The 19,595-nt window shown below is 48.8% G+C and carries 16 protein-coding genes; 4 read left to right on the forward strand and 12 right to left on the reverse strand.

Annotated features, from left to right (window positions below; translation table 11 throughout):
* Positions 1-102: 102 nt before the first annotated feature.
* Positions 103-384: a hypothetical protein gene (locus GUA98_RS04840; RefSeq protein ID WP_193722187.1), complete on the forward strand. Its 282-nt coding sequence runs from the start codon at positions 103-105 to the stop codon at positions 382-384.
* Between the two features lie 111 nt (positions 385-495).
* Here GUA98_RS04840 and GUA98_RS04845 read toward each other — a convergent pair whose 3' ends face one another.
* The 10 genes from GUA98_RS04845 to GUA98_RS04890 all read right to left on the reverse strand — a co-directional run bounded on the left by GUA98_RS04845 (position 496) and on the right by GUA98_RS04890 (position 14,448).
* Positions 496-1,458, reverse strand: coding sequence for a glycosyl hydrolase (locus tag GUA98_RS04845; protein WP_227779371.1), 963 nt, complete (start codon positions 1,456-1,458; stop codon positions 496-498).
* Positions 1,459-1,549: 91 nt separating this feature from the next.
* Positions 1,550-2,560, reverse strand: coding sequence for a carbohydrate ABC transporter permease (locus tag GUA98_RS04850; protein WP_193722189.1), 1,011 nt, complete (start codon positions 2,558-2,560; stop codon positions 1,550-1,552).
* Positions 2,561-2,590: 30 nt separating this feature from the next.
* On the reverse strand, positions 2,591-3,490 hold the full coding sequence (locus GUA98_RS04855; RefSeq protein ID WP_193722190.1) for a carbohydrate ABC transporter permease: 900 nt from the start codon (positions 3,488-3,490) through the stop codon (positions 2,591-2,593).
* On the reverse strand, positions 3,487-6,072 hold the full coding sequence (locus GUA98_RS04860; RefSeq protein WP_193722191.1) for a DUF5696 domain-containing protein: 2,586 nt from the start codon (positions 6,070-6,072) through the stop codon (positions 3,487-3,489). The genes GUA98_RS04855 and GUA98_RS04860 overlap by 4 nt, the downstream gene beginning before the upstream one ends.
* Before the next feature lie 14 nt (positions 6,073-6,086).
* On the reverse strand, positions 6,087-6,707 hold the full coding sequence (locus GUA98_RS04865; protein WP_193722192.1) for a YIP1 family protein: 621 nt from the start codon (positions 6,705-6,707) through the stop codon (positions 6,087-6,089).
* Positions 6,688-8,154: an NHL repeat-containing protein gene (locus GUA98_RS04870; RefSeq protein WP_193722193.1), complete on the reverse strand. Its 1,467-nt coding sequence runs from the start codon at positions 8,152-8,154 to the stop codon at positions 6,688-6,690. The genes GUA98_RS04865 and GUA98_RS04870 overlap by 20 nt, the downstream gene beginning before the upstream one ends.
* A gap of 11 nt (positions 8,155-8,165) precedes the next feature.
* Positions 8,166-9,029: a carbohydrate ABC transporter permease gene (locus GUA98_RS04875; RefSeq protein WP_017689719.1), complete on the reverse strand. Its 864-nt coding sequence runs from the start codon at positions 9,027-9,029 to the stop codon at positions 8,166-8,168.
* Positions 9,030-9,031: 2 nt separating this feature from the next.
* Positions 9,032-9,943: a carbohydrate ABC transporter permease gene (locus GUA98_RS04880; RefSeq protein ID WP_095288390.1), complete on the reverse strand. Its 912-nt coding sequence runs from the start codon at positions 9,941-9,943 to the stop codon at positions 9,032-9,034.
* 75 nt (positions 9,944-10,018) lie between these two features.
* Positions 10,019-12,946, reverse strand: coding sequence for an extracellular solute-binding protein (locus GUA98_RS04885; RefSeq protein ID WP_193722194.1), 2,928 nt, complete (start codon positions 12,944-12,946; stop codon positions 10,019-10,021).
* 119 nt (positions 12,947-13,065) lie between these two features.
* On the reverse strand, positions 13,066-14,448 hold the full coding sequence (locus tag GUA98_RS04890) for an ABC transporter substrate-binding protein (RefSeq protein WP_227779373.1): 1,383 nt from the start codon (positions 14,446-14,448) through the stop codon (positions 13,066-13,068).
* A gap of 519 nt (positions 14,449-14,967) precedes the next feature.
* Between GUA98_RS04890 and GUA98_RS04895 the strand changes: the two genes are divergently transcribed.
* Entirely contained in the window at positions 14,968-16,005 is a 1,038-nt protein-coding gene (locus tag GUA98_RS04895) for a LacI family DNA-binding transcriptional regulator (protein WP_193722195.1), read from the forward strand.
* A 93-nt stretch (positions 16,006-16,098) separates the two neighbouring features.
* On the opposite strand, the gene GUA98_RS04900 is transcribed toward GUA98_RS04895, so the two are convergent.
* On the reverse strand, positions 16,099-17,277 hold the full coding sequence (locus GUA98_RS04900) for a DUF4272 domain-containing protein (RefSeq protein ID WP_193722196.1): 1,179 nt from the start codon (positions 17,275-17,277) through the stop codon (positions 16,099-16,101).
* A gap of 72 nt (positions 17,278-17,349) precedes the next feature.
* Positions 17,350-18,570 carry an RtcB family protein gene (locus GUA98_RS04905; RefSeq protein ID WP_193722197.1) on the reverse strand — a complete coding sequence of 407 codons (1,221 nt, stop codon included), beginning with the start codon at positions 18,568-18,570 and terminating at the stop codon, positions 17,350-17,352.
* 291 nt (positions 18,571-18,861) lie between these two features.
* On the opposite strand from GUA98_RS04905, the gene GUA98_RS04910 reads away from it, so the two are divergent.
* Both GUA98_RS04910 and GUA98_RS04915 read left to right on the forward strand, forming a co-directional pair.
* On the forward strand, positions 18,862-19,368 hold the full coding sequence (locus GUA98_RS04910) for a DUF6773 family protein (protein ID WP_193722198.1): 507 nt from the start codon (positions 18,862-18,864) through the stop codon (positions 19,366-19,368).
* A gap of 23 nt (positions 19,369-19,391) precedes the next feature.
* Positions 19,392-19,595, forward strand: coding sequence for a helix-turn-helix transcriptional regulator (locus tag GUA98_RS04915; protein ID WP_095288443.1), 204 nt, complete (start codon positions 19,392-19,394; stop codon positions 19,593-19,595).

The following is a 19,595-nucleotide window of genomic DNA, read 5'->3' on the forward strand; positions in this document are numbered from 1 at the left end:
ATTTAACATATTTCGCTATTAACGAGGAAATATTAACCATTTAATGATAAACTAATCAAAAGGTGGTTCGCCTTTACTCATGACTGATTAGGAGGACATACGATGTTAGGTGTAAAAGTAGAGCAAGAACATGATCAGCTGATTATTCGCTGGCAGTTTTCTAAGATTAGCATTCCGATCCCAGACATCCAATCCGTTACGCTTGATGAAACCTATGGTGGAAGTGAGCCTTCAGCCATTCGAATCGGTGCAGCGTATGGGGCTTCTGAAACCATCCTAATCCGCACAACCCATCAATCCTACGTTCTGTTCACTTCCAATGAGACTTTATTTCCGAAAATTAATGCTCTGATATCCAGCACAGCGAGTAACCCTTACATTTGATCCACATCAGTATCTATAAAAATCACAACGAAAAAAGCGCTGGCATCCACATAATTACTTATGCCATGCTAACGCTTTTTAGGTTCACGATGCGCTGAACGCCTTGAACGACTATTTCCAGCTCCACTCAGGCAACTGATCCAGAGTTATGACATAGTCGCTGTTGTACACTTCTCTTAAGAAATCCACAGTATTATGCTGGCCACCCCTCAGAAATTCACCTGTCCAGGTACAGAACCAGCTCCAATGAATGCCCTGCTCCTCCATCTGCTGCGGATCAGGAATGGAGCCGTTTTCCGCGAGTGCTATCATTTTGCTGTCACTCACCAAATTCCGTAAGTTCTCGTAACGTTCTGCAAGTGGATCATGGTCCCCTGCTTTCGGATATACATCCACGCTCAAAATGTCCACAACATCATCGCCCGGATACCATTCCGGCTGTTCCGAGTTCCACACCCAGATAAGATTATTTAGCTCATGTTGGTTAACTAATCGATCATACAGCAGACGATATAACTGTTTGGCAGGTTCAGGTCCTTTTGCTCCCCACCAGAACCACCCTCCTTCAGCTTCATGAAGTGGGCGGAATAACACGGGTACACCTACATCCTTAAGCTCTTGCAGATGCCCGGCGATCACATCGATATCCCGGATCAACAAGGCATACTCATCCGATTCGGGGTGAGCCAGCGTGGAGGCGAGATCGAACGTTGTAGCCTCCGTATAAAATCCCCGCCACCACTCTTTGCCAGGTTCATCGATAAGGTGAGACGGGGCATTCCAGTGCCAACACAAGGTCACGATCCCGCCTTGCTGATGCCATGCAATCATATCTCGTATTTCCTCGGAGGTCGCCCCTCGCTCTGTCCTTGAAGGTGAGTATTCCATTAGATCAAACCCAATCACAGCCGGTTTCCGTCCCGTATTCTCATTAATCCAGTTCAGGTTGCTGTATTCCTGCTGACCCGAAAGTACTGCTGACCGATAACTCTTCACCAAGTACCTCATCAATTCCCTGGCCTCGGAAGTCGCATCTTGATTCACCAAGGTACTGCTTATCTTATTTTCCGTCATTGGTAATCCTCCATTCCAAGACAGGGTACATAGCGACCCAAATATTAAAATCAACCGAATTACGTATCCCATATGAGTACACCAAGCCCGCTTAACCAACAACGCCAGAACGCTCAATACTTTCCACGAAATAACGCTGTACAAACAGATACAAAATAATCAGCGGCGCAATCGCCAGCAAAATGCCTGTATCCACGATCATCGCAACATAGTTTGGATCGGCCTTCATGCCGGAACTCGAACCAAACCCCATCAGCTGAGGAATCAACTGATTCGCTTGAGCGGGTAATGAAGCGACCTTCAGCGAGATCAGTGAACTTTCACTCATGAACAGCGCCGAATAGAACGTATCATTGTACTGCCACACAAAAGAAAACAGGATAACCGTGATCAGTGGTGAAATGGCATTGGGCAGCATAATTCGGGCAAATGTACGGAATCCGCCCGCGCCATCAATCAGTGCGGCTTCTTCGATTTCTTTGGGCATACCCTTGAAGAACTGTCGAAAAATATAAATGAACAGCCCTGCCTTCAGCCCTCCGGCCGTCGCTGCAGTAATTATGGAAGGCCAATAGGTGTTTAACAGATTGACCCCCTCCCTGCCCGTAAACAGCTGTATGATGCCCAGAAAGTCGAAGCTGCGGAAATGCAGATACATCGGCACCATCAACGTGCTTGTCGGCACCAGAATAGTGAGAATCACCAACACAAAGAGCACATTGCTGCCTGGAAAAGTAAAGCGGGCAAATCCATATCCGGCAAGCGCACAGGATATTGCCGTCAACAGCGTCGTTATGGTAACAAACAGCAAGGTGTTCGCGAGCAAGGGCAGGTAATCCATTACCTGTGCCGCCAGCCTGATATTGTCCAGCGTGAAATGCTGGGGAATCATATAAATGGTTGGATTATAAATGTCTTGTTTATCCTTAAATGCAACCGAGATTTTAAGAAATAACGGATACAGAATAATAAATGAAATGCCGATGATCAATGCATATCTGAATATGGAATACAGGAGGTCCGATGTTTTATTTCGAACTCGCTGCAGTTGATAATTCTGCTTCGGAACCACTACCATGCGATCCGTTCCCGACACAGCCATAGTCTAGTAGCCCTCCTTTTACATGATCCGTCAGTTGTAATGCACCCGCCGTGACAATACCCAGCCAACAATGAGCAGCACAAGCCCGATCACCAGTGTATAGAGCCAGGACATCGCCGAGCTCAGGCCAAAATTCTGGGTCTTAAATGCAGTTTGGTAGATAGCTTGTGTGACCGGACTTCCAGCAAATGAATCAATAATCGTATAAATGACATTTGTCAGTATCAACGGACTGACCATTGGAAATGTAATTTTCCAAAATGATTCATAGGCGGTTGCCCCTTCGATTTTGGCTACTTCATACATGGAACCGGGTACGGACTGCAGGGCGGCGAGAAAGATCAGAATCTGAACACCTGAGCGGCTAATAATCTCGTAAATTCGCATGATCGCTTCCACGATATAATCCACATAGGCCAGCGGGAGTCCAACATCGGCCAGCATCCGCACGATCGAAACCACGTTAAACGAAGCTCCTCCATCAGCCGTCGATTCAGCGGCGCTGGCGTCGCCCATCAGATTGATCAGACCTGCGGATTCGGCTGCCGCCACCGCACTCGAGGCTAGGATAACGGGCAGGAAGAAGATTGCCCGCGCCATGGTTCTGCCCTTGAACTTCTGATTCAGCAGGGTCGCCGTAAACAGACTGAAAAACAATATCATGGGCACATTTAGCAGCATGGCACCAACCGAATCAATCAGGATCCGGTTAAAGGTAGCATCCACGAGAAGTGCATCCTTAAAATTTTTCAGTCCGACAAAGTCAAGAACGTATCCTCCGGGAGCCACCGACAAGTTGCTGAAGCTGAACCGAATCGATTGCAGAAGCGGTGTGGCAAAAAGGAAGATGAAACCAAGCAGCCACGGCGAGATAAATGCCAGACCGAGCAGTGCTCTCCGTGATTTCAATGATAAACGCAGAGTTCTCATTGGCTCACTCCTTCCACGGCATAGTCCATTTTGCCAACTGACACTCCGTCTACAGTTACCCGATCGTCAGTGTAGTTTACAAGGATAGTCGTACCGCCGCTGTACGTGACCCGGACCACGCCTTCCTGAATTCGTTCATGCCCGGTCATCTGCTGATTCCCCAACCCTTTCAACACCTCATTTGCTTCCTTGTACAGAACAACCGCGTCATTTATCCAATCTTCGTACGCAGTAGCATAAGCCGAATCATAATTCGTTAACTTCAGCCTGGATGATGGTTCATGAGTCCATTGGAAATGCGGAGCTGCACCAAGCTCAAGACTTCGCAGCAGCTGCTTGCGCAGATCCTGATCTCCTGTTGTATTCATGGGAGATGCTGCGTAGTTCATATAACCGTGAATGACCATTTCATAAAAAGGAACTTGCTCATCGGTAATGTTGAACCAACTGGAGCTTTGAGGCACATCCACTACATGCTCCGCATATCCCCATGCATAGGCATTAGCCGATGATAACATCATGCTCGGATATTCCTGCTGCAGCTTGCCAAGCTGCTCCTTCACAATGTTCTTGGCCGTCTCGCGGTGAATGACACGGCTATCCCGATAATCGGAAGCTAGAACCTGCCCGAGATCACGGAGTGACAATCCGCTGAGTTCCAGTTTTGAAATGGTCTCGGCAAATTCGCCAACCACATAAGGAAGCTTCGCAGCCGAGAGCAGATAATAGCTATCCTTGCTCTGATCCATTCGGTTGAGAGCAGGACTGTAAGGATACAATTCCGCGGTCTCCTTGGTTACAAACCGGGCCGCATCGGAAGACGGCGCAAAACGCGAGTCATCATGATAGATCCGCTGGAATGCCACATCAGGGAATAACGTTCCCCCAGACTGCTGCAACTGGGCAGACAGCTCCTGCAGCTCAGAACGACTGCCTATCTCACGATCCAGCTTCACTTGGGTCGGTGTATGGTGGCTGAACCCGCCACCGAACCAGCCCTGATACCTCATCTGCACACGGCTCACACCTTCCTGCTGTAACTTTGCTGCCATGCGGGCAGCCTGTTCATACGTCGTCATGGCTAGTGTGGTTCGATAAGGCACACCCAGAAAAGAGGCTTTTTGGTCCACAGCACCGAGTACACTCACATAGAACGGCAGCTCCGTCTGTTCTTCCAGCGGCTTCAGCACACCCCCATCCACCAACTGCTGCTGATATAGGCGAGCCATACCGGAATAACTGGCATCTTCTCCATGCAGGAAATGATATCGGACCTGGATATCTCCGCGATAAGGCTCTTCACTCAGCAGTTGAATCTCCTGCATTTTCTGCGAGGTATACATCTCCAGTTCATCCTCCCCACGCAGGGAGAAGGTTGCATATACATGGTTGTAACTGTTCTGCCTGCCTCCGATATCGGCAGAGATGCTGGCCATTCCGTCTCCTTTTTCAATCACGGCAAACCAGGCATTTTTCCCGTTCTTGAGACCAAATACAGGCATATGGGCTGATTCGCTGACCTGGGGACGACTGAGCGAATTGTCGTTAGGGTCTGCACCGTATACACGCTGTACATACTGCTCTTCCTTTACCTTTCCGTTATTCAGATGGATCAGGCTGCCTGACCCGTCCGGCACGAACATATACCCTTCGCCCTCGGTATCCGCTGCACCGAAGTAAGCGAGCAAATCCATGTTACGAATACGATATTGACCACTCTCTTCCACTTGACTCAGAGGTACGGTCACCACCAGCGAGCCTTGATCCAGCCGATATTCCACCGGGATGACGAAGCTGGGCTTATCCGATGCCCCGCCACCTTCAACCCCATTTTCCTGATTGTCATAAGCAAGATCGTCTGCGGTGTAACCCGCTGTCTCAAAGGCATCCAGCATCTTGTTCAGGACGAGCTGCTTCGAAATCTGTCCGTCCAGCCTTTCCAGAACATTCGGGTTGTCCTTGGTTGGATAGTAACGGGCAGAAGCATACCTTGCAGCGGTAGCATCTAGTTTCGATAGAACCTTTTCCTCCAGGCGCTGTTTGCTAATCAATCTGGGCAATGCATCGATACCGAGCGAGGTATCTCCAAGGGTGTAGGTAATCCGGATTCCCCCATCCACATTGGCAGCAACAAATTGTTTGTTGGTAATACTGGTGCTGAAATTCGGAAAGTTCTCCAGTGTACCTATCGCATCCCGGAAGGAGATGTTGAGTTGGGACGATAGAACTTCTTTCTCATAAGCCGAGGCCAGACCATCTTGGGTGCGTTCTTTCGGATTGCTGTACCAGATCTCTCCGCTAGCTCCGTCACGCACGGCGATCTCGGTTGTCTCCTCGTTATAATAAAGCGCCAAACCCTGGTCCTCAGCGACCAACTGCATGCCTGGCACCCCCTGCGAGGTATCCGCTAGATACTTCAGTGTCTCCGTTTCAGCTGGTATCGCTTCGGTTGTTGCTTCCAGATAAGCTGCTACTTCTACAGCGGGTAATCCCCTGTTGTTCATATACAGCAGTCCGGCTGTCATCAGAATCACAGCTGTGCCGCTGGCCAGCACCGTATATAATCGTTGCCTTTTGATCACGGATGCCGCCTCCTTTAGGTCCGAAAAATCAACTCGCGGTATATGTTATAACCGAATTCATATAATTGCTGCAGCATACTGAACACGAGCGCTCCGAGGAAAACGATAATCCCCATCACAATAAGGGTCAGCAGCATCGTGATGATCGTTTTGAAGACCGTATATTGGTGCACCGTCATCGTGCCTATGAACAGGAGCAGCAGAAACCAGAAGAAGGCGATGCTGTTAAACAGATAATAAAAAGCAGTCTCCTCCTGCACCATGAACCGGCTGATCACAATCATCGGGGCATAAATCAAAATAACCGGAATGAGCGAGTATCCTGTCGCCAGAAAGATTTCCCTGAACCTGCCTTCCCCTTCCATCAGCGTCGTCACCGACCAGTTGGCAATGCACCATAGAAAGAACGGCACCGCAACCGTCGCGATCTCCACAATACTGTTGATGGTGCGAGGATCCGTAAAATTGACGAGAAATCCCGCGTACTGCTTTTGCAAAGTCATCATGATGATGGTGAGCGCGAGTGCCAAAAAGGCAACAAGCATCCGTCCCCGGTTATCCGACTTGAGGTCCCAGTATGCATCGATAGGGTGAAAAATGAGATGCAGCGGAAACTTAATGTAATCCTGCTTCACGGTCAATCTGCCTCCTCCGTCTCCATTTAACCGCCACCCGGGCCAGGATCAGAATGAAAATCAGGGCAATACCTGCAGTCAAGAACGTGCCGAAATGTTCCTTCATCATCTCCCTCCGGTATCTTTTGAACGCCACCGAATAACTCTTGCGGTCCATCCCAAGCTCAAAGTAACCGAGAGCCTCCTTATTTTTCTTCTCCATGAGCAAGGATTTGCCGATACCGATATAGGCAATATCATAATTGGCATTCAGCTTCAGTACTTCTTGCCAGATATGCACAGCTTCCGTATCCTCACCCTGATAATGAAGGGCAACCGCCTCATTCACATGGGTTCCAAACCGAGTCGGCTCATAGATCACCAGATTGCTCTTTCCCCGGTCAAGAACCAGTTGGTGATCGCCGGATTGCTCAATGGCAACGGGTGTTTTGAGCGTGCCCACCTGATTTCCTTTGCCACCGTAGATATAGAGCAGATGACCCTCGTCATCGTAAGTGAACACCCGATTCTGTGTCGCATCGAGTACACTGTACATGCCGTTGCCCAGCACTTTCACATCAATGAGCTTGGATGGCCCTGTGTTGTTGCGGAACCGGATGTCTCCCTTGACGTCAAAATAACCAAACCGCTTCAGCACATCTTCTCCGGACGGATTGAGTCGTTTGATCGGCTCATTCGAACCAGGATCGATATTGGTTGCGTAGACAAACCCTTTATGGTCGATATCCACGCTCGAAAACTCGGTCGGTACAAACAGGACCATCTGTGCCCGCTGGGCCTTGGTGGAGAACATGCGCCAGATATATTCGCCGTAGTCCCGCTCCACCTTATTGGTGCCGACGTAACCGATGAACTTCCCCGTCTCGTCAAACTGCATGATTCCTTCGTAAACGCCTTGAGCTACCACATAAACCCGGCCCACATGGTCAACCGTCAACTTCAGCGGCTGGAACTGAAAGTCCGTCGCCAGAACATCCGACTCGGGAGCATTGATAATCCGATCCAATTGTCCGTCCGCATTCAGGATCACGACTCGACTGTTTCCGGTATCTGCGACATAGATTCGCTCCTCTTCATCCACAAACAGTCCACCGGGAGCGTTGAATGTTTCCTTGCTGCCTTCTCTCGTGAACCCGTCCATGACCCGAAGAAGCTTATACTCTGCGTCCAATATGACAATCCGGCTGTTGCCGCTATCCAAAATATAGATCTGACCGGATGAAGATACATTCACATCACTGGGATCCTTGAATTCCCCAATGCCCAAATCGCTGCCCGAGATGGTTCGTTTGGGCAGATACGCATCCGGGGAAGGAACGGCTTCTCTCCAGGAGTTGTAGTTATAACTCTCATACGGCGCCGAAGAAGCTGCCGCAGGCACGGCATTCGCCAGCAGCAGGGACACTGCCGCCAGGAGAACAAGCCATCTTTTCACTGTGCGTGCCATATCGCTCCCCCTCAATCCTTCATGCCCGAGCTCGCCATCGTCTCAATAATGCGGCTCTGCGAGAAAATAAACAGTGTAATCGGCACACTCATCAGAATAAGTGCCACCGCAGCACCTGCTCCTGCCCGGGATATTCCGCCTTGAATAATCTGGCCTGCTGCGTAATGCAGTGTCTTGAGCTGCTCGCTGTAAATGTAGCCATTGCCGTCACTGCCCCATAACATCTGGAACAGCAGAATGATCAAGGTCAGCCAGGCTGGCTTCACATTCGGCATGACGATCGACCAGAAGATCCGGTATTCACTCGCACCATCAATCTTCGCCGCTTCCAGCAGCGCATCCGGAATCTGCTCCATGAACTGCTTCATCAGATACAGGCCAAGTGAATAGGCAAATGCCGGAATGATAACGGCCCAATAGGTGTCGATCCAGCCAAGCCAAGACATGATCATATAATTGGGAATCGCCGTTACCGCAGGGGTGAACATGAGCGATAGCACAACGACCTGGAACATGAATACTTTGCCCGGAAATTTATGCTTGGCAAGTGGATAGGCCGCTGCAGAAGCCAAGAGCACATGACCCACAATACCGATGCCCGTTATAAATACGGTATTGAATATATATCGTGAGAAGGGCACCCACGAGTCGCTCAGCAGATTCAGCAGATCCGTAAAATTGCTGAACGTTGGATTTTTGACAAACAACGTCGGTGGAAAAGTAAAAATCTCATCCAGCGGTTTGAATGCATTGTTGATCGCATAGATCAGCGGCAGTACCATAAAGGCGCCAAATACTAGCAGAAGGGCAAACAGGGAGAGACTGCCGGATAACGAGCGATTCACCCGCTTTTTGCCTGTCGCAATTGCAGCCATAGCTATTCTCCCACCCTTCGCAGCAATTTCTGTACCAGCAGGTTAGTGCCCACCATAATCATGAAGAGTACGGTTGCAATCGCCGAAGCGTAACCCATCTCAAACCGTGTTGTACCAAAGTCGATCAGGTGCGTGACCACCGTCTCAGCCGCATAGTTCACGCTTGGAAACCCAGCCAGTGCGATGGAGACGTCTGCCACGGCAAACGAGGTGGTGAGTTGAATGACTGCACCGAACATCAGCTGCGGCCGCATGGAAGGCAATGTAATATACCAGAGCTCCTGCCAGCGATTTTTGACCCCGTCAACCGCACCTGCTTCATATAACGTCCGGTCAACCGTCTGCAACCCGGCGATGAATGCCAGAAACCCTGTACCCAAGCTCAGCCACAGCTGCACAAGTATAAGGATAGGCATGATGTACGCCTCCGTCTTCAGCCACTGAATCGGCTCCAGCAGGAAGCCCCATCGGATCAATAATCCATTGGCAATACCGTAGCGATCGCCCGAGAAGATCATCAACCAGATAAAGTAGACATTCCCTGAAATGGATGGCGCGTAGAAGATCAACGTCATGAATGCCCTCCATTTGGGTGTCAATTCATTAATGATCCAGGCAAACACAAAGCAGGCAATATAACTGATGGGTCCGGTAATAATGGCAAACAGCAGCGTATTCTTGATGGCAATCAGGAATACGTCATCCTCCAAAAACAACCGAGTGTAGTTCTGCCAGCCAATAAAACGCGGAAACTCCAGCATGTTGAAATAGGTGAAGCTGAGAATGATAGAGATAACAACCGGGATCACGGTAAACATGGTGAACAGAATCATGTAGGGAGCCAGCAGGACATAGGAATGCTTGCTGGCTTTCATCTCCTGGAGCTTCCAGCTCCACCATGATTTCATGCCCATCCTTGAAGCCTTCTCAGGAGGACTGTGTTGACCGTCTCGGAGTGATATTTGTGACACTGTTAACCCTCCCTCTGCTTACGGAAGACCAAATTCATTACGTTTGATCCGAATCTCGTCCTGAATATACTGGGTGTAGTCCATGATGGATTCTCTGGCTTCCACTTGACCAACCACCGTCTTGTAAAAGGCATTGAACAGATGGCGCCCGGTAAAATAACCGCCTGGCATTTCGGGAATGCCCTTCACCGTTTCGAATTGTGCCTTAAGATTGGCATAATCCTCAGCTGGCCACGGCAATGAATCAAGCGCCTTGATGTTGGCCGTTGGATAACGCGCAGCAGCGCCCATCAGTCCTTCCATCTCCCGGCCGAATTCAGCCTGTACCGGTGTGCTGGTCCACCATTTCATGAACTCCCACGCGGCTTCCTTATCCTTGGCGCTCTCCAGCATCATGACCGCGCTGCCTCCGCCCGGCACATCCCGATTCAATGTGCCATCCGCCTGTACCGTACCCGGGACAGGAACGAAGCCCCATAGTCCGCGAATCTCCGGTGCAAATACGGATAGCTGGTTATACATCGTGTAATCCGTCAAGCCGATCGGCATCTGCCCTGTTCTGAAGCGGTTGGCAAAGTCGTATTCCCGCTCCAGCTTGTAATCGGTATATAACTCTGTCCACTGCTTGAATGTCTCGATCCCGATACGTGAATCCAGATCGGATTCCTTGCCATCGTTGCGGTAGAAGGATCCTCCATTCTGTAGAAGCATCGTTGCGTATTGCGAGTTGGGCGGAATGTTGACACCCTGCATATTGGCCTGAGTCACAACCGGCATGCCGAATTCCATATGGTTTTTGCTCAGAATAGCCAGCAGACTCTCGACGTCTTCCCACGTTTGAGGGACTTCAAGCCCCAGTTCTGCGAGCACGTCTTTTCGGTAAAAGAGCATATTAAAGGTCTGTGTTTCCGGCAGGGCATACACACCCGAATCATAGACATAGGGGACGATCGCACTTTCTCTGAACTCCTGTTCCACTGAGGTATAGTCATCGAACTTGGTCAGATCCACTGCCGAGTTCCTCATAGCAAAGTTTACCGGCAGGTCATTGCCGATCTGCATCGCTACATCCGGTCCTTCACCTGACAACGTAGCCGGCAATAACGTCCCCATATTCACCAGCTTCAAATTGACATTAATGCCGCTCTCCGGCGTAAAGGTCTCATCAATCATCGCCTTCATCGTATTGGCCTGGTCACGTCCACTACCGATCCAAACTGTCACCGTACGCTGGTCTTCCGAAGTGGCAACATTGCCAATTTGGTTATAGTCAATGAAGAACGAATGATAGAATGTCTTCGCTTCATGGCCGACCTTCGCCAGCGCTCCCATCCCTTTATGAGGGATACTGGTGTCAATGGACGTGACATACAGGGCATCAATTTCAAGCGGCTGCTCCCGTGCCTGCTGCACCCATGTTCCGAGCCCACCTGTATTCGTTTTGTAGGCTGCCAGCCGTCTTGGTATGGTATCCGGCTTGTCAATCATCTCGTCCAGCTGCTGTGCCATCGTCTTGATCAACGCTTCCTGATCACTGGACTGGCCAGATAGAAGGCGAAGCTGCGCTGCCACGTCCTTGAGTCGTTTACTCTCCCCGGCAAATACCTCCAGCAGATTGGGAATTTGCTTCTCCACCCGGTAATCCCGGAATTCATCAGGCTTGGTGCCAGTGATCATCAGAATTCGCCGATACATGGAGTTCAGGTTATACAGACTATCCTCTACATTGCGGATCAACGGTGCGAAGTCACCCAGGCTGTTCTCCAGCCGTATGACATGTTTGCCTTTTTCCAGCTGAAACTTGTAGGGTTCCTTCCCGCCCAGCACATCCACGCGATAGTCGCTTTGGTAGCGGAAAGGTGCTTTTGCCATCTCGGCAAATGGGACTTCACCATCAATGGTCAGTTTGCGTGTGGAATAGATGCCTTTGACGAAATTCTGCTGTGCAGTTAAGCCGATATGATATAGTCCACTCTCCGGCACATCGACCTCCCACTCAATCCACTGTCCCGGCAGACGCCAGTTGTAACCACCAATCGTATTGACGCGCACCTGGGAAGCACTATACGGGAATACCGCTGAACTTGATCTCTCGCTGGTCGGGTACAACGTTGGTGAGGATTTGGCAATCGCCGCTTCTCCTTCAATCCGAATGAGTACATCTTTTGGCTGTCCGGAAGAATCCGTCTGCTGTGCCCCTGCGGTTTCCGCATAAGGAAGGGCATTCTTCTCATTGAAGAGCCGCAAGGATCGAATGACCATCGGTTCACGCGTAGATTTCAGCGTTAGGGTGTGTTCCCCTTTTTCAAGAAAGAACTTGAATGGTGCCTGCTCGTATCCATCTGAATCCTGGAACGTCTCTTCCAGCCAGCGGGGTTTCTCCACCTGCTTCGGACGAAGATCATTCCCCTGATTTTCCTGTTCAATTGCTTCTTTCTCACTGCTCCATACCCGGTCAAATTGCAAATAAGCCGCTTCCGCAAATGGAAGTTCACCGTCAATATAGAGTGCACGCTCAATCGCGGAACTTTTGCCTTCTACGGGAAAATAAACTGCAGAGAGATTGTACATTCCGGTTTCCGGCACATCGACAACCCAATCGACCTCTCCTGTCTCGCCTGTATACAAGGAAACCCCTTCCTTGCCTTCATAATCGATCAGTTTGCGGACCTCGTCACCCTCAGCTCGTATGTAGTCCCCCACTTCAATGGTGATATCCACCTTTGGCCGCAATGCTTCACCTGCTTGGATTACATATTGTTCGTATCCCTTCTTCTGCCTCGTCTGCTGCAAGATTGCATCCACCTCAATAGTTGGCAGACTGCCAGGCGGGACATCCGCACTCTCCACATCCGTACCGGAAGCGAAAAACAGCAAAATGCCGGCTGCAGCCGCTACGAGTACAGTAGGCAGGATCCATCGGTTTCGTTGTAGAATTCCAGCCATTCTACGAGTCCTCCTCATCAAGGCTGATGCCAGCAACACCCTGGTTGGAATTCAGAAAAACGGGGTTTCGTGCATGATTACAGGCACTGGAAACCCCCTCTCTGAATCACTTGCTGGTGTTATTGCTTGCCAAGTTTATCAACTGCAGCTTGTGCCTGAGCCTTATATTTCTCAGCTGTCGCTGTAACGGACGCATTGTTTTTGATGATGTCGTTCACATAATCTCCGATGGGATACCCTGCGTAGGCATCATCGAGCAGGATACGTCCCGTACCGGCAATATGCTCACGAATCATGGCAATGTCCTTCTCGTCGGTATAACGGCTCTCGAGGTAATCCTGACCCGGATACTCTTCAATCTGCGGGATATCATAGGTCTCTTCATAAATCTGGTAGACAATCTTAGGATCCTCTACACCTTTGGGAATGAATTTCGCTGAGGCTGCGTTATTGGCGTAGGTTATATCCTTGCTGCCCTGAGGTCCGTTCGGAATGGGAACTACACCAGCGGCAAAGGTGATATCGCCCAGCTGCCATTCAGCGGCAGTGAATAAGGCAACGTCTCCGTCCTTGAATGTATTGCTTTCCTCCCAGTTGGTTTTGTCGCCCGTTTTAACCTTCACGACATTCTCCACGTTATACAGGCGTTTAACGAATTCGGCTGCTTCAATGGTTTTGGGATCGGACAATCCTTCTTTTGCATTTTCGTCATCTACGATCGTGCCGCCATTGGCAGCGGTAAAGTGACGAAGCACGTCAATCGGCCAGCCGGAGAATCCATATACGTCAATTTTGCCGTCGTTATCCGTATCTTTCGTTGCCTGTTTGGCCAGTTCCATGAATTTGTCCCAATTCCACTCACCCTGGTTATAGAGCTCCTGTGGATCAGGCAGCGACATTTTTTTGAACAGGTCACGGTTATAGTGAAGTCCCAGACCAATGCTGATTGGATTATCGAATGAGTAGTACTCACCGGCGATGGCCGGATATTTGGTAATCAAATTGGCTTCTTGATTGATGTTGTTCTCGGCTGTGGTGAATTCGGAGATTGGCAGCAGCTGCCCTTTGAGGATTGCGGGAAGAGCGGACTTGTATTCCATCTGGACGATGTCTGCGAATGGCTCGCCAGCCAGCGCAGTCGTGGTGAATTTATTCATATATTCTTCAAATGGGACATTAACAAACTCGATTTTCACGTTATATTTCTTTTCGACTTCAGCAATCTTATCGAGACGGGCCTTATCCGATGCTGTCTCCCCCGCTGGCGTCAGATCCCACCAGGCAGCAACCTTGATGACACGTCCACCGAGATCCGGTACATTCGCTGCCACCTCTTCTGTCTCGCCTTCTGTCTCTGTTCCGGCGGTTTCGGTCGTGGTGCCCGAATTGGGAGTCCCCTCTGGATTCGTGCCATTCTGCGCTGTCCCACCTCCACTGCAAGCGGATACAAAAAGCATCACGGCCAGTAACATTAACGGCAGAACGTTCCATTTTCTAATCATGTTTTTTACAACCTCCCCGAATGTGTATGCCTGAAATGGTCATATCAAATCACTAGCATTCACTCACCTAATAAAATCAGCACACCACCACCATTTGTTATTTTAACGTTTGGTTTGAACAAACAAAATTTAACATAGCCAAATGTAAGCGTCAACATTTTATTGTTAACATTTTCTATTTTATCTGATATTATGCTGATATAACCCATAAAGACGCTGATGATAAGCAATCCAGAAAGACTTTTTTATCCTAAATTTTGATTCGCTATCTCTATTTCTTTAAAATTTTGTTATTTCATAAAAATAACAAAAAGATAATAACGAGTGACATATTCCGATCTTTTCTCTCACCAAACTTCATCATTCCAGTTTCTTGTCCAACTTCGAACGATTGAAACACTAACATTTTTCATTCTGTATCCGTTATTAGATTAGAGGAAATATATCATGATATACTGGAATCAGTTTCATGCTACATGGTCAAGAATACGGCAGAACTAAGAATGTAAGGATGGTATGATGAAGACGAAGGTAACAATTCAGGAAATTGCACATTTTACGGGTCTGTCAAAATTTGCGGTTTCACGTGCGCTCTCGGGTAAATCCGGTGTGAGCGACCAGACACGTGATATCATCCTCAAGGCCGCTGGCAAACTTGGATATTTCAAAGATAACAGCCTGTTATCTGGCGATATGAACAACAGCAATGAACTTCACGACCCTCAAAACATACGGTGGAGCGGAACGATTCTCATTCTGTTTCCCAATGTCCGTTATCAGAACCAGGAATCCGTCTATTGGGGTCCTATCTTTAACGGGATATCATCCAGACTGAACCAGAAAGGGTTTAACATCCTCACTCTGACGGAGCCTTCTACAGATCAATTATTTACACTGCTGAATCCCGATGCCATTCGGGGCATTATTACAGTCGGTTCAATAACGACACCCATTTTGCTAGAAATCAAACGTCTGGGAATACCTGTTGTTATGGTGGATCATCTCGATCCAGTCTTCCACAGTGACAGCATTTTTACGGATAACTTTGCTTCCATGCGTGAAATTATGCTATATCTCCTTCGTAAGGGCTTCAAAAGCTTTCAATTTGTTGGAAACACCAGTGACGCCCACAGCTTTTATGAACGTTGGATTGCTTACAGTTCTGTGCTTATGGGTAACGGAATAGAGATGAATCAGATACCTGAATTGTGCAGTCCTGCGGTTGATGATTTCCGGCAAACATTTACCTCTGTGATCCATGAAGCGAACTTGCCAGAAGTGTTTGTATGTGCCAATGACTTCTTCGCCCTATACACCATTGAAGCACTGGAGAGCATGGGGATTAGCGTACCTGAACAATGTGTTGTCACCGGTTTTGATAACACGTACGACAATATTCCCGTGCTTGCCACGGTCAATGTAAACAAGGAATTAATTGGTGCACGTGCAGTGGACCAGATGCTGTGGCGCATTATAAACCCGGAAAGTAATGTGGAGAAAAAACTGATCATGGCTGATGTCCTCATTCGGGAGCAATATGGCCGGCATAGCGGATAAACCACGCTAACGACAAAAAATCCCCCACGCCAGTGTTTTTACTGGCTGGGGGATTTTAAAGTCATGCCTACTTATCAAAGTCCGCTATACCTATTACGTATCTGTCCGCACATCATCCCATTCCTGATCCATATAACAGATCAGCCAATTCAATGCCCGGTGGCGTTCGTAAGCCACGCCTCCATTCAATCCCGCGGGAGGTGTTTGCTCATTAATCCGGCTGTTCACACATACCCAGTTGTAGCGATAGATCAGGTCGGCCGCATCGAGAATTTCACTTTTGCTGCGCAGAGATGCACCCGCGAGGAAGTCCTCAAAGCTGTCCTTTTGCTGCAAATAACCTACGGCCTGTCCAACGTTACATAGCTCTACTGGAGCTCCCAGTTCATCGACGTAACCAAGCGCCCACAACATGACGTGGTAAGCCTCGTATCCCCACGAAAAGGTGATGACTTCCTGCTGCTGCGCACCATACTGCAGAATAAATCTTTTCTCCGCAGGGGAGAAAAATGAGGCAGCATCGTACTTGTCGATGACTTCCTGAACGAGTGCTGCTGTGTCTTCTGGACTTTCTCCTGCACCGAGGCATTCACCCTTGAGTGCTGCGAGACATAAGGCTACCGCTCGTTGTGCCACTTCTTCCACACTTCGGATCGTTGTATGCTCATCTCCAGCCCTTGCGGGTAAGTGCACATTGAATGGAATTCCCTGCGCTGCCATAATCGACTCGGAATTTTCCTTGCGGCGAGTGCCTGACTCGGACGGTGGTCTGACATCATCCAAAAGACTCGTGTGCGCTGTCACTTGGTAATCCTCTACCTCGGATTCCCCATTCACGTCCAGCAGCAGCTGTCCTTGTGCGTCCAGCAGGGAGCCGCCTCCCCAAAAAATAACCGCATCGAGCCCTTGAGCAAGCTTCAATAATTCTTGGAAGAACTCTTCCGATATATCCTCATCAGTCTCAACGCCAATGACCATGTTCAGGGTCGAGCATTTGATCAGCACTTTTTCCTGTACTGCCGGGTTACGTCCTTCAATCTGACTCATGAACCCCATCATGCCATTCATCATCGAAGCGAATTCTTCAGGATGTGTCTGACTTGTCATGATGTTGAAACCCTTGGTTTTCTTACTGAGCCACTTCTTGCGGATAACCTGAATATGCGTCTTGTCTTCCTTGCGTATGATCTTATCCTGTGGATAGATGGATTGAATCAGTTCAAACAGCTGGTCCAGGTCAAACTGGGAGCTGTATAATGCGCAGTTTCTCATGGTGCTCACCTTTTTCTATTAAGTTCATATCATTCATAATTAAACAAGGACTCCCGGACAGAACCTAGCTCACTAGTCCTTATATGGATCAAATTCATTGCCACCAGCCATGGCAACGCCAACAGGGCGCAGCACATGATTAATTTTCAGAGTGTCTGCATGAGCATTCAGAACATCCGGCAGCTTTTTATACACAAACGGGCTTTCGTCCGTGCCTGCGCCCCTCAGTTCCACGCCATAGGCACGAATGGCCGCATGCATCTGTTCTTCACTGATCTCGCCGCCCATGCGAGTGCGCAGCTTGTAGTTCATTTTCCCGGCAGCCTGGGTACGACTCATGATCCGTCCAGCCCCATGCACCGTGCTGCGGTAGGATTCCGCGTTCTCCTCGCTGTGGATGCCCTCCACAATCACTGAGATATCTCCCATGCTGCCTCCGACAAAACCTAGCTGTCCAGGTGCCAGCGGGGTGGCTCCTTTCCGCACAACGACCACGTCTTCGCCCATATGCTGTTCTTTCCAGGCAAAGTTATGATGGTTATGCACCGAGTACTCCGCACTCGCTCCAAGAATACCAAGCACCTGTTCTATAACATAATCTCGTCCTGCATAGGCATACCGGCCTGCGAGTGTCATTCCATCCCAATACATTTCGCCCATTTCGCTGTTCAAGTCAAACAACGTTGGTGGCTGATCCATGGATTCTCCAGGCGCTTTACCGCTGAACTCACGACCTACAGCCAGATTGAGGAAACCGCTCGCGACTTTATGACCAAACCCCCGACTGCCGAAATGATTCGCACCCCATACTTTACCCGTTGATTCCTCTACGAAAATATCCACAAAGTGATTGCCGCTGCCTACCGTACCAAGCTGGTTGCGTGCGAGCGTTTTTAATTTGTGCTGCAGCCCAGGTTCAATCGAATCGAACAGCTTCCAACTCGCATCATCAAACAGCTCATGATCAACCGGAGTTGGATTATTGCGACCCACGCCGAACGATACGTTTGCATTGATATCATCCATAATGACCGCAATCTGATCCTTGATATCCTCCCACATGAGATTCGTGCGTACTGCCTTGTTTCCGCAGGCAATATCGTATCCAACGCCAGAAGGACTAATCATGTTACGGTAGGCGACAACACCTCCGATCGGTTGCGAGTACCCTTTGTGATGGTCAGCCATCAGTGCAACGCCAAGCACATCTCCATGCTGTGAACACGTCACTGCCTGACTCACTGCATTCTCCAGCGGCTCCCCCCATACCTTGATGTTATCCACGATTCTCATGTTATGTATGACCTCCAGTCTTATCAAACGCTTTGTATATATTACCAAAAACCATACCAAATGGGCAGTACATCAATCCCTATTGGATGAACAAATTGCTGCTCTGATGGCAGCACCTTCTAATGATCGCTGTATGGTATCCGAACAATTTCAGGTTTCCATCCCCACCACATGCATCCTATATTAAACAAAATGACATATATATATTGCAAAAAGACTCAAATAATATTATCATAAGGCCAATAGGAAATATTCTCCACATTTTCAATTCCTACAAAGGAGAGGTCAATCATGAAATGGTTCAACAAAAAGGGCAACCAGGATGAGCGTATCGTCAATCTCAAAAACAAGGTGTACAAGGAAGCTTACATATTAATTATGTATCTATGCGGCATCTCCATCTTGGTCAAAAGTTTTTTCCAATGGGAAACGTATTCCATGTTGACGGAATTGATCGTCATTCTCGCAGGAAGTATTTATTTCGGAGTTCGATCCGTCATGCTGGGCATTTATTCGGATGAAGTTGAGGTCCACGACCAGACAAGCAAAATTTCGTACAGCCAGCGAAACGTAATTACGGGTCTCATTATCGGTATTTCGATGGCCTTGTTCCTGAGCATAAGAAGCTCGGTTATGTTTGCCGATACGGCGCATGAGAAGTGGTGGTATTTCTTCCTCGTGTTCATATTCTCTCTGCTGCTTTACATTCCGCTCTTTGCGGGGTTTAATGTCATCGTTCATCACTTTGCAAACAAGGCGAGTCAAAAGGCCGCAAGTAAAGATCAGTGTGATTCATAGAAAGGATACAAGGGTGAATGGGCATGAAAAATATACGATTGAAAGTCGCCAGGGTAGAAAAGGATCTATCACAGGATGATCTGGCACGGATCGTCGGTGTATCGAGGCAAACCATTGGTCTCATAGAACTGGGCAAGTATAATCCGTCTCTCAGCTTATGTATCGCCATATGCAAGGCACTCTCCAGAACACTGAATGATCTGTTCTGGGACGATGAGCAGACATAA

The sequence above is a fragment of the Paenibacillus sp. P13VS genome (assembly GCF_015143645.1).
In the GTDB taxonomy this organism is placed as follows: Bacteria; Bacillota; Bacilli; order Paenibacillales; family Paenibacillaceae; genus Paenibacillus; species Paenibacillus xylanilyticus_A.

Excerpts from the sequence above, each read along its gene's own strand:
- GUA98_RS04840 (WP_193722187.1), top strand. The coding sequence starts at position 103 with ATGTTAGGTGTAAAAGTAGAGCAAGAACATGATCAGCTGATTATTCGC.
- GUA98_RS04845 (WP_227779371.1), bottom strand. The coding sequence starts at position 1,458 with ATGACGGAAAATAAGATAAGCAGTACCTTGGTGAATCAAGATGCGACT.
- GUA98_RS04850 (WP_193722189.1), bottom strand. The coding sequence starts at position 2,560 with ATGGCTGTGTCGGGAACGGATCGCATGGTAGTGGTTCCGAAGCAGAAT.
- GUA98_RS04855 (WP_193722190.1), bottom strand. The coding sequence starts at position 3,490 with ATGAGAACTCTGCGTTTATCATTGAAATCACGGAGAGCACTGCTCGGT.
- GUA98_RS04870 (WP_193722193.1), bottom strand. The coding sequence starts at position 8,154 with ATGGCACGCACAGTGAAAAGATGGCTTGTTCTCCTGGCGGCAGTGTCC.
- GUA98_RS04875 (WP_017689719.1), bottom strand. The coding sequence starts at position 9,029 with ATGGCTGCAATTGCGACAGGCAAAAAGCGGGTGAATCGCTCGTTATCC.
- GUA98_RS04880 (WP_095288390.1), bottom strand. The coding sequence starts at position 9,943 with ATGGGCATGAAATCATGGTGGAGCTGGAAGCTCCAGGAGATGAAAGCC.
- GUA98_RS04885 (WP_193722194.1), bottom strand. The coding sequence starts at position 12,946 with ATGGCTGGAATTCTACAACGAAACCGATGGATCCTGCCTACTGTACTC.
- GUA98_RS04890 (WP_227779373.1), bottom strand. The coding sequence starts at position 14,448 with ATGATTAGAAAATGGAACGTTCTGCCGTTAATGTTACTGGCCGTGATG.
- GUA98_RS04895 (WP_193722195.1), top strand. The coding sequence starts at position 14,968 with ATGAAGACGAAGGTAACAATTCAGGAAATTGCACATTTTACGGGTCTG.
- GUA98_RS04900 (WP_193722196.1), bottom strand. The coding sequence starts at position 17,277 with ATGAGAAACTGCGCATTATACAGCTCCCAGTTTGACCTGGACCAGCTG.
- GUA98_RS04905 (WP_193722197.1), bottom strand. The coding sequence starts at position 18,570 with ATGAGAATCGTGGATAACATCAAGGTATGGGGGGAGCCGCTGGAGAAT.
- GUA98_RS04910 (WP_193722198.1), top strand. The coding sequence starts at position 18,862 with ATGAAATGGTTCAACAAAAAGGGCAACCAGGATGAGCGTATCGTCAAT.
- GUA98_RS04915 (WP_095288443.1), top strand. The coding sequence starts at position 19,392 with ATGAAAAATATACGATTGAAAGTCGCCAGGGTAGAAAAGGATCTATCA.